At 69.7% G+C, this 14455-nt stretch carries 14 protein-coding genes and 1 pseudogene; 6 read left to right on the plus strand and 9 right to left on the minus strand.

Features of this window, described 5'->3' with window-relative positions; translation table 11 throughout:
• Positions 1-380: pseudogene (locus ACFVX9_RS00005) on the minus strand (hypothetical protein); the annotation flags it as partial.
• On the opposite strand from ACFVX9_RS00005, the gene ACFVX9_RS00010 reads away from it, so the two are divergent.
• A complete protein-coding gene (locus tag ACFVX9_RS00010) occupies positions 363-854 on the plus strand; it encodes a CAP domain-containing protein (protein ID WP_387979908.1) in 492 nt (163 codons plus the stop codon). The pseudogene ACFVX9_RS00005 and the gene ACFVX9_RS00010 overlap by 18 nt on opposite strands.
• Positions 855-905: 51 nt before the next feature.
• Here the strand turns inward: ACFVX9_RS00010 and ACFVX9_RS00015 are convergent, their stop codons facing one another.
• From ACFVX9_RS00015 to ACFVX9_RS00045, 7 genes are all read right to left on the minus strand, one after another.
• A complete protein-coding gene (locus tag ACFVX9_RS00015) occupies positions 906-1547 on the minus strand; it encodes a D-glycero-alpha-D-manno-heptose-1,7-bisphosphate 7-phosphatase (protein WP_387979428.1) in 642 nt (213 codons plus the stop codon).
• A complete protein-coding gene (gene rfaE2, locus ACFVX9_RS00020; protein ID WP_380478571.1) occupies positions 1544-3505 on the minus strand; it encodes a D-glycero-beta-D-manno-heptose 1-phosphate adenylyltransferase in 1962 nt (653 codons plus the stop codon). Before rfaE2 ends, ACFVX9_RS00015 begins: the two co-directional genes overlap by 4 nt.
• Positions 3506-3559: 54 nt before the next feature.
• Positions 3560-4348 carry an ABC transporter permease gene (locus ACFVX9_RS00025; protein ID WP_380478573.1) on the minus strand — a complete coding sequence of 263 codons (789 nt, stop codon included), beginning with the start codon at positions 4346-4348 and terminating at the stop codon, positions 3560-3562.
• Positions 4341-5135, minus strand: coding sequence for an ABC transporter permease (locus tag ACFVX9_RS00030; RefSeq protein ID WP_387979433.1), 795 nt, complete (start codon positions 5133-5135; stop codon positions 4341-4343). The genes ACFVX9_RS00025 and ACFVX9_RS00030 overlap by 8 nt, the downstream gene beginning before the upstream one ends.
• Complete coding sequence (locus tag ACFVX9_RS00035) at positions 5128-6129, minus strand: ABC transporter ATP-binding protein (RefSeq protein ID WP_380379126.1); 1002 nt, start codon at positions 6127-6129, stop codon at positions 5128-5130. The genes ACFVX9_RS00030 and ACFVX9_RS00035 overlap by 8 nt, the downstream gene beginning before the upstream one ends.
• 222 nt (positions 6130-6351) lie before the next feature.
• Entirely contained in the window at positions 6352-7707 is a 1356-nt protein-coding gene (locus tag ACFVX9_RS00040; protein ID WP_387979436.1) for a phenylacetate--CoA ligase family protein, read from the minus strand.
• 438 nt (positions 7708-8145) lie between these two features.
• The gene (locus tag ACFVX9_RS00045; protein ID WP_387979438.1) at positions 8146-8685 is read right to left on the minus strand and encodes a hypothetical protein; all 540 of its coding nucleotides are present in this window, start codon (positions 8683-8685) and stop codon (positions 8146-8148) included.
• Positions 8686-8989: 304 nt separating this feature from the next.
• Between ACFVX9_RS00045 and ACFVX9_RS00050 the strand changes: the two genes are divergently transcribed.
• The 3 genes from ACFVX9_RS00050 to ACFVX9_RS00060 all read left to right on the plus strand — a co-directional run bounded on the left by ACFVX9_RS00050 (position 8990) and on the right by ACFVX9_RS00060 (position 12087).
• Positions 8990-10759 (plus strand): MOSC domain-containing protein, encoded by a 1770-nt coding sequence (locus ACFVX9_RS00050; RefSeq protein ID WP_387979441.1) that lies wholly within the window; start codon positions 8990-8992, stop codon positions 10757-10759.
• A gap of 166 nt (positions 10760-10925) precedes the next feature.
• On the plus strand, positions 10926-11621 hold the full coding sequence (locus ACFVX9_RS00055; RefSeq protein ID WP_380379133.1) for a type 1 glutamine amidotransferase domain-containing protein: 696 nt from the start codon (positions 10926-10928) through the stop codon (positions 11619-11621).
• Between the two features lie 85 nt (positions 11622-11706).
• Complete coding sequence (locus ACFVX9_RS00060; protein ID WP_387979444.1) at positions 11707-12087, plus strand: nuclear transport factor 2 family protein; 381 nt, start codon at positions 11707-11709, stop codon at positions 12085-12087.
• 195 nt (positions 12088-12282) lie between these two features.
• On the opposite strand, the gene ACFVX9_RS00065 is transcribed toward ACFVX9_RS00060, so the two are convergent.
• On the minus strand, positions 12283-12828 hold the full coding sequence (locus ACFVX9_RS00065; RefSeq protein ID WP_387979447.1) for an SMI1/KNR4 family protein: 546 nt from the start codon (positions 12826-12828) through the stop codon (positions 12283-12285).
• Between the two features lie 402 nt (positions 12829-13230).
• Between ACFVX9_RS00065 and ACFVX9_RS00070 the strand changes: the two genes are divergently transcribed.
• Positions 13231-13623: a ribosomal protein L7/L12 gene (locus ACFVX9_RS00070; protein WP_063351846.1), complete on the plus strand. Its 393-nt coding sequence runs from the start codon at positions 13231-13233 to the stop codon at positions 13621-13623.
• Between the two features lie 370 nt (positions 13624-13993).
• The gene (locus ACFVX9_RS00075; RefSeq protein WP_387979451.1) at positions 13994-14401 is read left to right on the plus strand and encodes a hypothetical protein; all 408 of its coding nucleotides are present in this window, start codon (positions 13994-13996) and stop codon (positions 14399-14401) included.
• Positions 14402-14455: the final 54 nt, after the last annotated feature.

Consider the following 14455-nt stretch of genomic DNA (forward strand, 5'->3'; position numbering starts at 1 on the left):
CCCGGAGAGCCGGACGGCCACTCCAGGGAAGCCACGGTCGGCAAGAACCCATCAGCCACATCCGGCCCTCCCGGGCCACCTAACACCTTACGGAGGATCCCATGACCAATCTGGTCGACTGGCGCTACTGCTAAAAATGCCAGACCCTGTTCTTCGACATTCTTCCGGAGAAAGGCGCATGCCCTGCCGGCAACGGACACAAAGCCTTCGGCTTCGCATACAGCTTCCCATCCGACGCGACAGAAACCCCAACTCAGCAGACCAACTGGCGCCGGTGCGGCAATTGCTACGCCCTGTTCTTCGACGGTTATCCAGAAAAGGGCACATGCGCTGCGAGTGGCGGACACCAGGCGAGCGGCTTGGTGTTCGTCATCGATCATTGGCCAGATGAACCCCAGGTCTACATGGATTGGCAGGAGTTGGCAACCTTCGACCTCGTCAACAGCGCCCGTCAGCAGAACGGGTGCCCAGACGTATCGATAGACGCGGCGCTCGCCGGCGCGACACGCGCCCACAGCCAGGACCTCGCCGACCACCCCGGCCTGAAGGACCAGATATGGAACGGATGGCCCGGCCACATGGGATCGGACGGCAGTACACCACCAGACCGGATCATGAGAGCCGTCGGAATTTCCGGCAGCGAGAACGTCTACTTCGGATGGTCCTCAGGAAACGCTCCTCCGCCCACGCCCCAGGATGCGTTCAACTGGTGGATGAATGAACCAGCACACAGAGCCAACCTCCTCGACCGAAATCACACACGGGCCGGCCTGGGAACATCCTATGGGCCCGGCACATCTGCCGACGGGAGTCCGGCTACTTACTTCTATTTCACACAAGACTTCATCGGCTAAGGGCAGCGTCTTGGTGAATTGAGGCACAAGGCTCCGAGCAGCCCTCGGCCGTCAGACCAGTCGGCGGAGCACGTCGTAAGTGGTCGAGGACTGGAGGTCCGGGCGTGGGCAGTTGAGTGCTTGGCGGCCGACGAGGGCGGTACGGGTTCCGGCTCGCTGACCGGCGGCGACGTCGCTTGGTGAGTCTCCGACCATCCAGGATCGGGTGAGATCGAGTCCGAGGTCGTGGGCGGCTTGGTGGAGCATTCCCGGAGCCGGTTTCCGGCACTGACAGGCGCTTCGGTACGCGGGAAGGGTGCCTTCCGGGTGGTGAGGGCAGGCGTAGACGGCATCGAGATGAACGCCGTGGTGGGCGAGGAGCAGGGTCAACCGGTCGTGCATGGCGCTCATGGTCTCCGCAGTGAAGAACCCGCGGGCCACACCGCTCTGGTTGGTGACGACGACGAGGGCGTAGCCCGCTTGTTGAAGGGCCAGCAGTGGTGCCTCGATGCCTGGTTGGAGGACCAGCTCGGCGGGGTGGGAGGGGTAGTGGCGGGGTTCGGTCAGGGTGCCGTCGCGGTCGAGGAACACGGCCTTCCGGCGCCGTTCCGGATGCGGCCTGCGCCTCGGGTCATTCTGTCGCACGGCCGTCACTGTGTGCCGGCCGACGAATACGGCCGTGCCGGTGACCGGGATGCTGCCGCCGAGGATCATCTGACGCCCGCCCGCTGGGCGACGTGGTGAATCCGGCCGGTGGTGGAGTGGCCGTCGAGGAACGGCACGGTGACGACTTCTCCTCCCCAGCTTTCGACGAGGTCGGCTTCGGCGATCCGTCGGCCTGCGTAGTCGCCGCCTTTGACCCAGATGTCCGGGCGGAGCTCGGCCAGCACCCTTGCGGGGGTGTCCTCGTCGAAGACGATCACGCCGTCCACACAGTTCAGGGCTGTCAGCAGCATGGCGCGTTCGCGTTCGCCCACGACCGGCCGGCTCTCGCCTTTGAGGCGGCGAACGGAGGCGTCGCTGTTGATGCACACGACCAGAACGTCGCCCAGGCGCCGGGCCTGGTCGAGCAGGGAGAGGTGGCCGGCGTGCAGCAGGTCGAAACAGCCGCCCGCCCCGACGACCTTGCCGCCCTGCGCGCGTACCCGGGCGGCGTGCTCCAGCGGGCCCGTGCACCAGGGGGCGGGCACGACGGCCAGGGAGGCGGGGCCGCCTGCTTCGATGTAGCTGGTGGCAGCTTCGACAGCTGCGGCCACGGCGTGGGAGGGCAGCCGTTCGGCGGCGAGCGTCATAGCTGCGGTGACCGCCAGTTGGTCGCCGGCTCCGCAGGTGTCGCCGGCTGCGTATCTGGCCGGGACTGCCAGGGGGTGGCCGTCGGGATTCGTGACCAGGACCGCGCCGTTGCGGCCGCGTGTGATCGCCAGCTGCTCCACGGGCCAGATGGCCAGCAGTCGGACGGCGCGGGCCGTGTCGCCCGCCAGGTCGCGAGGTCCGGTGTGTCCGCTGAAGGCGAATGCCTCCTCGGCGTTCGGGACGGCCAGGGCGGTGCCGGGAACCGGCGCTGTGCCTCTGGGGTGCGGGTCCCACACCAGTGAACGGCCGGCTGCGGCCGAGGTGAGGGCTTGGCGGAGTTCCGGGTGGGAGGTGATGCCGCGCCCGTAGTCGCACACCAGGACTGCCTCGGCGGTGGCCAGCCGGGCATGCGCCAGTTCTGGCAACGGTCCGAGTGGAAGTGGGCAGGTGTCCGTGTCGAGCCGGAGCACAGTGCGGTCGGCGGTGCGGATGCGGGTCTTGATCGGGGTGGTCCCGCCGGTTGCCAGATCAATGACCTCGATCCCGGCTTCGCCCAGCAGGGCGCGTACCTGCGCCCCGGATTCGTCGTGCCCGGTACCGCAGACGAGGGTGACGCGCCAGCCGGGGGTCCGGGCGGCGAGGACGGCTGCCAGCCCGGCGCCGCCCGGCCGGTTGACGGTCTGGGTGCCGGAGACGACGGGGACGGGGGCTTCCGGGGAGAGGCGGTCTGCGGTCCCGGTGATGTCGCGGTCCAGCAGGACGTCGCCGACCACCACCAGTCGACGCGGGCCGTCCGGTTGTGTGTCGGCGGAGGGAGCGGGTCCGGTGAGGTGGGTGTCGATGCCGGCGCACAGCAGGTGTACGGCGACCAGGTGGCATTCCTGGACGGTGGCGGCTTGGGCGGCGTCCACGGACACCGCCTCGTCGCTCACGTCGGAGAGGGGGTTCGGGCCGGGGCCGGTCAAGGCCCATACGGTGAGGCCTGCTTCCCGGCCGGCGCGGGCGGCGGCGAGCACGTTGGGACTGGTACCGGAGGTGGAGAGGAGGAGCAGGACGTCGCCAGGGCGCCCGTGTGCACGGACCTGCCGGGCGAAGACCTCCTCGGGCCCGTAGTCGTTGGCTATGGCGGTGACCGACGAGGAGTCGGCGTGCAGCGCGATCGCGGAGAGCGGGGCGCGCTCGGCGCGGAACCGGCCGACCAGTTCGGCCGTCAGGTGCTGGGCCTCGGCTGCTGACCCGCCGTTGCCCGCGACCAGCAGTCGCCTCCCGGCGGCCAGGGCAGGGGCGAGGATCCGACCCCAGCGGTCCAGGACATCGGTGTCGAGGTGGTGCAGCGCCTGGACGAGGGCGCGGATGTGTTCTTGGCCCGATGGAGCCATGAAGTGCCTCCGGAAGGGGAGTTGAGGGGGAGGACGCAGCCGGTGGGTGCGCGGTCACACCGACTCGGGTGCGGAGCCATGACGGACACGTCGGGCCTGATACCGGAGGAGGACGCCGGTCAGGAGAAGCCACGACGCTGCTACGGCCACCTCGTGTGCCACCGCCCCCCATACCTGACCCGTCGTACCGATCCGCACCGCGTTCAGGCCGGCGCCCAGGGGTAGCGCCTGGCCGATCAGGTGAAGGATTCCGTCCGGATCAACAGGAACGACCACGCCGCCGCAGAGCAGTATGAGGTAGCCGACGAAATTGACGGCCATTCCCTCGTCCAGGCCGAGGAGAACGAGCGCGCAGCAGAGCATTCCTGTGCAGAGACAGCCCATCGTGGTGAGGAGAACGAGGGGATACGCAGCCGCGACGTCGGCCGTCGCGCGCCAGCCGAGCATGGTGGGCCCAAGGACAACCAGGGCCACGAGTGACATGGCGAGCCCTTCGGCGACGTACACCCACGACCGCAGGAGCATGACGGCGAGCAGGGGGATGTTCCCGAGGCGCAGCCGGTACATGGTCCCTTGGGGGACTTCGGCGGTCACCACAGTGGACACGTGGCTGGTGACCGCTGCGACCGGAGCGAAGACGACGGCTCCGACGAACGCGTACGCACGTCCGGTGGCTCCCCCGGCGAGTTGCCCGAGGAGGGTGAAGAAGGCGACCTGGAAGACCGTCCGAATCGCCACGCTGGACGACGCCGCCAAGCCGGCTGAGGCGACCCGGTAGTCCTTCCCCGAGAGACGGCAGATCCGCAGGCCGACGGTGAGCGCACTTCGGACGGATTCAGGCAAGCTCAAGGGTCCCCTTGACTCGGCCGCGCCGCAGCACGGCATTGAACGCGTACACCCCACAGGCGAGGTAGAGCACGGTCAGGATCAGCACGCCCGCCAGGTGAACGGAGGCAGGCGCCCGGCCGTGGGCGGCATCGTGCACCAACGCGGCCAGATGGTGCAGGCTGACGGCCTGGGCCGGCCAGCGCAGCACCGGAGCGAGGAGATCCGGCGGAATGACGATGCCGCCGAGAACGAAGACCGGGTAGCCGAGGGCCTCGACGACGCGCAGACCCGCTCGGGACAGAAGGACCACGCAGCTCAGGAGGAGCCCCATGGCTGCTGCGGAGGCGACGGCCGCGACAGTGACGAGTACGGCCGCCGACGGCCGGGGAAGCTGTGGGTGCAGCCCGAGGACGGGCACGGCGACAACCACCGCGGCCAGCGTGCGCACCAGTCCCGCCGCAGCAACCCCGAGCGTCTTGCCGAGAAGGACGGACAGCAGGGAAACAGGGCGAACCAGCAGTGCCGCGAGGGTTCCCTGGGCCGCCTCACGGCGCAGTAGCGTTCCCGCGCCCCACAGGGTGGACGACCACAGTCCGATCATCACGCAACCGAACACGACCTCGGTCGCCTGTCCGGGGTCGGTACTCGCGGTTCCCCGGGAGACTACGGCCAGGAGGACCACCGGCTGGATCACCGAGACGACCATCGCCGTTCTGACCCGGCCGGTCTCCCTGATCTGAAGGACGGCCGCGCGCCACACCGCCCACGCTTCCGTCCGCGCGGCACGCAGGGCGTCACCCACGATTCACGGCCAGTCGTCGTATCACGGCCTCGACACCGGGCGAGGCGACATCGATGTCCGTCACCGGATGCCGTCGTACGACCTCGGCCAGTCGGGCGAGCACGTCCGCGTCCCAGGCTCCGACCTGGAAGGCAAGTCTCCAGCCGTCCTCGTCCTGCTGGATCCGCACGGACGCGTTGGCCAGGAGTTCGGCAGCGTCACGCGGCGCGACGCCTGGGCCGGACAAGCTCACCTCCGCAGTGAAACCCGCCTGCCGCCGGAACTCGTTGACGGGCAGGTCGTGGGAGACCGAGCCGGATTCGAGCAGCACGACTCGGCCCGCCAGGCGGTCGATGTCGGTCGGGTAGTGGCTGGTGAGGAGCACCGCCGTGCCCGTGCCGGCGAGCCGCGCGACGGCCTCGCGGACCCGCTCCCCCTCCAGGAGGTCCAGGCCGATCGTCGGCTCGTCCAGCATGAGCAGGCACGGCTGGTTCAGCATTCCCACAGCCAGGTGGAGGCGCTGCCGCATGCCTTTGGAGAACGTCTCGACCCGGCTCTCGGCCCGTTCGGCGAGCCCGACCTCCTCCAGGGCCGCCAGCGAGCGGTCGCGCAGGTGGCGGTGCGGGCCGGACAGGCCGCCGAAGAACATGATGTTGTCCAGGGCCGAGAGCCGGGGGTACAGCCCCCGGTCTCCGCCGAAGACGACACCGATGTGACGGCGTGCCCGGCGTGCCTGCCCGGCCAGGTCGGCACCGCAGACCGCGGCCCCGCCCGCTGACGGGAGGAGCAGCGTCGAGAGGATCTTCAAGAGCGTGGTCTTGCCCGCACCGTTGTCTCCGAGCAGTCCGACGATCTCCCCGGCACGCACCGTGAAACTGACGCCACGCAGCGCCTCGACAGGCGGGGTTCCGGGAAATGCCCTGCGAAGGTTCTCCACTCGCAGGACTTCCCCGTCCGGCTGACACGGCCTCACGACAACCCCATTACACGTCACCTCGTGGTATCTCGGATTCATCACATGCGCCCGTCCACGATCCCCGGGCCGGCGTGGTACCGGCCCGGGGGTGGAATCCGGCTTCCCCGTGCGGGTCGCCGGGCGACCGGCTAGATCACGCCGTCGGCACGAAAGAACTGCTGGATCTGCGCGATGCGCTCCTCCTTGGTCATGTTGGTCACCTCCTCTCGGAATCGGACAACGGGCCTCCCCTGTCACTGCTGCCGCCTTCGTTGCCCAGGCTCAGAGCCTGCCCGGGCTGTCGGCGACGTCGGGGAGGAAGCTCACGAAGTCGACGTCCTTGCGCCGGCCGGCGCTGTGGAAGTCACCGTCGTCGACTTCCCGCACCCGGCACCGGACGTCCGGGCCGAGGACGTCCGCGAGACTGCGGGTCAGCTCCGTCGCGTCCGCAGCGGTGAACGCAGGAGCGGGCGAGACCAGCACGGACACGGAGAAGTCGGCCTCCTGCACGACTTGGTAGCGGCGGACCGGGTGGCGGCGGACAGCCCGGACGGCCCAGAGCACGGGGACCGCCGTCCCGTCCGGCCGGCGAAGCTCCCCCGGGTTCCGCCCCTCCACCAAGTCCATCACCTTGTGCGGGAGGCCACACGCGCACGGCGCCCCTGCCAGCGAGCCGAAGTCCCCCGTCCGGTAGCGGATGAGGGGCATCGCCAGATTGGTCAGATCGGTGATCACGACCTCCCCGACGCTGCCCTCCGGCACCGGCACACCATCGTCGTCGACGACCTCCAGCCACAGCCGCTCCGACTCGATGTGGTAGGAGCCCAGCGCACACTGCACCGCGATGGTGCCGACTTCCTTCATCGCGTACATGTCGGTCACCGTCAGCCCGAAGAAGTCCGCGAGTGCCTCCCGAGCGGCGGGGACGAGAAGCTCCCCGCACGACACGACGGAACGCACCGACGGCAGGCGGCCGCCGTGCTGCCCCAACAGCCCCATGAAGTCCATGAGGTTACGCGGAGACCCCGTCAGCACGTCGGGGCGGAAGCCCCTCGCCCGGTCGGCGAACCCGGCACGGTCGGGTGCCGTGCGTCCGGCCGTGCCGAACTGCGCAACGCGCGCGAACCCCATCCCGGGAGAGGTGTACTCGAACCAGTGGTCGAGTCGAGCGAGACACGGCATCAGCACCTTTCGGTCGAACACCAACCCCGCTCGCTCGTTCCGGACGAGCGCGGTGGCCCACTCGTGGACGAACGCGTCGTCATGGCGGATCATCCGCAACGGCACACCACTGGTCCCCGACGTTTCCAGGACCCTGCACACCGCCGGGTCGATGTCGTCGTCGCAGTGGTCGATCATGCCCTCGGCAAGCTGACGCTTGCCCACCAACGGGAAGGCGGACAGTACCCGCCACGGATCCGCCCCGCCGTCGACCGTGATCCCGGTCCGCCGGTACGCCGGGACCGCATCGACGGCGTGCCGGAGCACCGCTGTCAGCCGCTCGCGCTGCATCTCCCTGATCCGTCCGGGCCGCTGCGCGAGTTCGGAGTACAGCGTGCGCTCCCCGTAGATCCGCGGAAAGAGCAGTCCCTCATGAACCATCTGCGAGTGCCAGTGCCGCTCGTTCCCTGTTCCCACCAACGGATCGAATTGCCGCCGCACAGTCCCACTCCACCATTTCATGTCCACCGGAAGAGTCCGAAGAGTCGTCTCCCGCTACTCCTCGGGGACATTCAGCGATCGCTGCCCGGGACCCCCTACGCCCAACCAGCGTGGCGTCACTCCATGCCTCGGCTGCCCCACCGGTCTCATCGCCGCCGGGCACTTTCCGGCTGGGCGTCGCCAGAGGCCTGCGGGCAGTGTCATGTCGAGTCATCTCATTCGGGCTTCCAGGCTGATCGCACGAGGTTCTTCGAGCGGCTTGTGCCGCCACCCTGGACTACGGCCGAAGGGCCGGTTCCGGCTCACCCGAACCGCTCATGGCGGGACGGAGCCGGTTCAACGGGTGGCACCAGCTACACAGAGCGGCCGGCTCCGCAGTGTGGCGGAGTGCGCCAGCACCAGCCGGATCGCGAACTACAGCCGTCGTGAGAACACGGGAACCCTGCTCAGCAGCCAGAAAGCGCTGCTCGTACCGAGGCCGTAGGCGAGGTGAGCGGTCAGATCATCGCCCAGCGTCTTGGCGTCGTATCTCCAGATGGGTTTGTAGAGTCCCGCGATCGGAAGCACCACGTATCCGCTGAGCCACACGAGCGCACCGTACGGGAGCCCGTACAGGACGTGGGGTTTGCGCAGCGAGGCGCTGGCGATGCCGTAGAAGGCCGCGTTGCCCACTCCGTAGGACCAGTGCATGAACGTGCTGACGGGGAACGCCGCGCTGTCCGGCAGCTCGCGCCGGGTGAAGGCCTCGACCAGGCGCTTCCCGACCTGCCCGGGGTCCGGCGCCTCCTGCCAGGTGCGGACCGGGGCGAACTCCCAGTGCAGGGCGTCGCGTTCGCCGCCTGCCCGGCGCTGGCGCAGGAACCGCGCGGCGTCCATGCAGATGGTGCCGACCACTCCCGCCGCCAGGCCCGCACCGACAGCGCCGAGCGGGGTCAGCTGCTTGCGAGTGCGCATAGGTCGATCGCTCCCGATCCCAGTTCTTTCAGAAGCCGGCGCTCTGGCCGCCGTCGACGTGCAGGATCTCGCCGGTGACGAACGAGGCCTGTTCGAGATGCATGATCGTCGAGATTCATGATCGCCTCGACGACGGCGGCGTACCCGCGCCTGCGGTACTCGTCCGGTGACGGCGCCCACCGGTTTTCACTTTACTCGTCGCCGCGCCCCGGCGCCGCGCAGAGCTCTTCGGGTGCGGTCGGCGGCCGACCGTACGACGCTGGAGGCAGGCACCGGCCTGTCGAGCGCGGGAGGAGCACAGGTCATGGCCGTTCTGATCGCCGTGAACGTCGGCATGCCCAAGGACGTCCCCTGGCAGGGCAGGACCACCCGCACCGGCATCTGGAAGTACCCCGTCGCCGGTCCCGTGATGGCGCGCCGGCTCAACCTGGACGGCGACGGGCAGGGTGACCTCGCCGGGCACGGCGGCGAGCAACGAGCAGTTCTGGTCTACCAGTTGAGCTCCTACTGCCACTGGCAGGAGCACCTGGAGCGGGACGACTTCACGTACGGCCAGTTCGGCGAGAACCTCACCGTGGACGGACTCGCCGACGACGAGGTGTGCATCGGTGACCGCTACGGGATCGGCGGTGCGGTCTTCGAGGTCACCCAACCCCGCGTGACGTGCTACCGCGTGGGGCTGCGGCTCGGCGAGCCGCAGATGGCCGCCCTGCTGGTGTCCCATCGCCGCCCGGGCTTCTACATGCGGGTGCTGACCGAAGGGCCGGTGCGGGCCGGCGACGAGATCGTGAAGATCGCCTCGGGCCCCGAGGAGATGACCGTCGCGGAGATCGACGCGCTGCTCTACCTGCCCGGCCACGCCCGGCCGCAGCTCGAACGGGCCCTGCGCATCACCGCGTTGAGCCCCGGCTGGAAGACGTCGCTGCGAGCCCTGCTCGACGACGCGGACCGCGGCCCCGGCGCCGCGGGTGGAAACCGCGGGCTGACCACCAGCAGCCCGCCGCCGGCCTGGCCCGGGTTCCGTCGGCTCGAAGCCGCCCGCATCGAACCGGAGAGCGCGGACATCTTCTCGCTCACTCTGGCGGCGGTCGACGGTGAGCCGCTCCCCGCCGCCCTGCCGGGGCAGTTCCTCACGGTCCGCCTGCGGCCGGACCCACAGGCCTCCCCGGTCATCCGCAACTACTCGCTTTCCGGCCGACCGGGCGCCGAGACGTACCGCATCAGTGTCAAGCAGGAGCCGAACGGCGTCGCCAGCACCTACCTGCGCCAGCACGTGAAGGTGGGTGACGTCCTCGATGTCGCCGCTCCGCGCGGCACGTTCCTGCTCGCGGACGCGGACACTCCGGTCCTGCTGCTGTCCGCCGGTGTCGGCGCCACCCCGGTCCTGGCCATGCTGCACGCCCTGGCCGCGGAGCGCTCGCAGCGCGCGGTGTGGTGGCTGCACGCGGCCCGGGACGGCGAGAACCACCCGTTCGCCGGCGAAGTACGTGCACTGCTCTCCCAGCTGCCCGCAGGCCGGTCGTTCATCTCCTACAGCCGCCCGTCCGGCGTCGACCGCCCAGGTGTCGACTACACCGTCAGCGGGCGGTTCAGTCCCGAACGGATCCGCGGCCTGGAGCCGCCTCCGGACGCCGACGCCTACATCTGCGGGCCGAACGCGTTCATGCGGGACATGACCGGAGCCCTCCAGGCCTGCGGCCTGCCGCCCTCCCGGATCCACACCGAGGTCTTCGGGGCCACGTCCGCCGTCACCCCCGGCGTGGTGACCGGACCCGCCCGGGCACCGCACCAGCCGGCCGCTCCTCCCGGCGGCCGCCCGGGGCCGTCCGTAGCCTTCGCGCGCAGCGGGCTGGTCGTCCCCTGGCACCCTGACTACGGGACGCTGCTCGAACTCGCCGAGGCGTGCGACGTGCCCGTGCGCTGGTCCTGCCGCACCGGAATCTGCCACACCTGCGAGACCGCGCTCCTCTCCGGCCACGTCGACTACGCCCCGCAGCCCCTGGAGCCCCCCGCCGCGGGAAGCGCGCTCATCTGCTGCTCGACACCCCCGGCCGACGTGGTCCTCGACATGTGACCGGATGCGTCCGTGGCCGGGGGCGCCACCGTCGGCGGCGCGATACGTGTGCCAGAGCGCCGACGGAGCACCGGGTTGCGCGCGGTCGGCGCAGCTGCCTAGCGTGGTTGCGTGGGGCATCCCGCCGAACCCACTCCTGGCATGTGTCCGAGAGGGGATCTCTGCCATGGCAAAGGTGCTTTTCATCGTCAGCGGAGCCACCTACTGGGTGTTGAAGGACGGCACGCGGCACGCGACCGGCTACTGGGCCGAAGAGTTCGCGAACCCGTACAAGATCCTCACGGACGCCGGTCACGAAGTCGTCGTCGCGACGCCCAACGGTGTGACGCCGACCGTCGACATGATGAGCCTGCGCCCCGAGATGGTCGGCGGAAACGACAACGCCCTGGAACTGGAGGCCATCATCCGTTCCGCGGAGGTGCTGCGTCGACCGCTGCAGCTGTCGGACGTGCGCCTGGAGGACTACGACGCGGTCTACCTGCCGGGCGGTCACGGCCCGATGGCGGACCTGGCGTGGGACGCCGACGTGGGGCGGCTGCTGACCCGGCAACTGGCCTCGGGCAAGCCGCTGTTCATCGTCTGCCACGGCCCCGCCGCGATGCTGGCCACCAGGATCCACGGCGAGTCGCCGTTCAAGGGCTACCACATCACCTGCTTCACCGACGAGGAGGAGGACGGCGTCGGACTCGCCTCCAGGGCGCCGTGGCTGCTGGAGACCGACGTGAAGGCGAAGGTCGGGGTCGACTTCAGCCGCGGTCCGGTCTGGGAGCCCTACATGGTCGAGGACCGCAACCTGGTGACCGGACAGAACCCGGCCTCGGCCGCGGTCCTCGGGAACCGGATGCTGGAGATCCTCAAGTGACCAGCCCGGGAGCGATCCCGCCCAGACACGCGCCCGCGTCACAGGACGTCGGGCACGTGGTGTTCCGAGCGAAAGGGCCATAACGGTGGAAGCGACGGTTGCCCGGGCGCTGCTGGACCGGCACTGGGCCGCATCGAACAACGGCGACGCGGACGCGGAACACGACATCTACGCCGACGACGTCATCGTCGAGTACCCGCAGTCCGGCGAGGTCATCCGCGGCAGGAGCAACATCCAGGCACTGCGCACCCAACATCCCGCGGCCCGGACCTTCACCGTTCGCAGGATCCTCGGATCCGGCGACCTCTGGGTCACCGAATTCGTGCTCACCTATGACGGCAAACCCACGCAGACGGTGAGCATCATGGAGTTCTCGGCAGGACGCGTGGTGCGGGAGACGCAGTACTTCGCCGACCCGTTCGACCCGCCGGCCTGGCGGTCGCAGTGGGTCGAACCCGGGGAGTGATCCGCCACTGGTCTGCGGCCGCGACCTTGAACACACCCGAACTCGCCGAGCGCGCCGGAGGCAGTAGCGGGCGACGTGGGCAGACCCCCTCGGCGACGACCACAGTCAGCGCCTCGTTGGGGCAGACGGTGGCCAGTTGCTCCGTTGCCTCCCGCTCCGCGATGTCCTCGTCCGCCTCGGTAAACACCGTGCGAGTCACAGCGGCTGCCGCCAGTTGCGGTAGGCGTGCGGGGGCTCGGCGAAGCCTCTGTCGCTGAACGGGTTCGGCAGCGTGCCGCCGAGGATGCCGAGAAGGAAGTCGCCGAAGCCCGCCTCGAAGAAGATCCAGCGTTCCTCCTCGTAGAGGGGTTGGCGCTTGAAGACGACGACGTCCCAGCTGTCCGGGTCCTGGCTGCCGCAGAGCCAGAAGACCACGTCACCATTGGCGCTCCTCGCGAAGGGGAGAAGCCTCCCCTCCTCCAGGTTCTCCGGGGCGGTGCCGGTAGGGGCCGCCGGCTCCTCCGCCGGGTCGAGGTCCAGTCCGTCGACGAGGTCGCCGTACGGGGAGCGGGCCACCGGCGGCGTGCTGACGCCGAGGTACTCGTCCAGCTCGCCGCCGCCGTAGAGCATGACGAAGTCACGGTAGTCGGCGGGAAGGCGAAGGCCCGCGGTCCGTGCCAGCTCGTCCCAGTCGATGGTGTCGCCCGGGGTACTCGGCTGCCCAAGCAGGGCCGAGAGACGGGTGATGGCCGGGTGGACCATGGCGGTGTCTCCTCCGTGGGGTGGGGTTCGATCAGTCACCGTACTGCCCGGCGTCCTGACCGGTGCCGCTGTGGATCGACCTGCCGAGATTCTTCCAGCCGCTCCCTGCTGTGTAGACCCGCAGCCACAACCGGTGAACACCCGGCATCGGCTGCCCCCCAGGATCGGTGGGAACCCGGTCCCGGCGACCGCCCGAACAAAGTCCGGCGAGGATGCGGAGCACCTTCGGGCTTCGCTCGGAGCCGGTGGCGTTCGGGTGCTGCCCATGTACAGCACGGCGTACCGGGGTGCGACCGGGTGTCAGGGTCTGACGGCGCGGCCGGTGTGGAAAACCTGTGGCCGGGCGCGGGCACGGGCGGTTGACTGGCACCGGACACGACACTGACCGACCAAGGGGGGTTCGTGGAGGATCCGCAGTTCACGATCGTGGTGAGCGGTGGCTCGCCTGGCGGGGCGACGGCCCTGAAGGCGGTACGCGCGGTCACCGGCCTGAGTCTGTGGCACAGCAAGCGGCTCCTGGACAGCGCACCTGCCACCGTACGGGAAGACGTTCCGTTCGAGATCGCCGCCCCCGCAGCCCGCCAGCTGCGCCGGGCCGGCGTGCCCGCCTCCGTCCGGTGCGACTGGTGCCGGCGCACCCTGCCCGACGACGGCACCCCCGTCGACCCCGGGCCCTGCACCTCCTGGGCCTGGCCCACCGCCCACTGCCAGGCCAACTCCCTCACCACCTGCGACTGCGGATACTGCACTGCCTACGGCCCCCTGCCCGGACACACCGCCCACCACGGCACCTGAGCCCCCTGTCACCTGTACACGGGGCGGCGGTGGCCTGCGGTCCTCGCGGCGCAGCGGGGCAAGACGAGGTGGGGCGGGAGCCAGGCCGGATTGCGAGGCCGCCGGGCTATCTGGCGGCCGCCGCGCGGGCAGAGGACGGGTCCAGCGGCGCCGCAGAGGTCAGGTGGAGTGACTCCGCGATCTGAGTCAACTTCCTTGTCAGTTGGTATTGATGATGTATGGTCAGGTCAGTTTTGCAGGTCACGGCGGTGACGCTGCCGGTGGTGCCGGTCCCGGCGTATCACCCCGGGAAGGACTCCGGGATCGACCGCCGCCTGACCGGTCCGTCGTCGACGGTGTGACACCGGTGATCGGCATTGGGAGGGGCATCATGAACGGCAGGATCGTGACTCTGCTCGGCGTACCCGTACTGCTCGCGGGGGCGGTGCTCGGGGCGGCCCCGGCGCACGCCGGCACCGGGGTGCGGGTCGACGACACGACCGTTTCCGGTGGCGCCTCGGCGACGGTGAACGTCACCATCGCGTACTCCTGCGACGCCGGCGGCTTCGTCGCGTCCGCGACCGTGACCACCGAGGACCGTACGTCCGGCGCCCTTGGCTACGCCCGTTTCACCCCGAACTGCACGGGCGCGAACGTCGAAGTGACCGTCCCGGTCACGACTTTGAACCAGAGCCGCTACGTCGCGGGTGACACGGCCGCCGTCCGGGCCTCATTGCTCGACGCGACCGACACCGAGGTGGTCGGGAGCATCACCCGGCTCACCGTCGGTACCGCGTAGCCGGGCCGGCTGCGGACGGGGGGCTAACACGGAAACGGAACGCTCCCTTCCGGC

Origin of the sequence: Kitasatospora sp. NPDC058243, from assembly GCF_042882025.1 — a bacterium.
Classification (GTDB): Bacteria; Actinomycetota; Actinomycetes; order Streptomycetales; family Streptomycetaceae; genus Kitasatospora.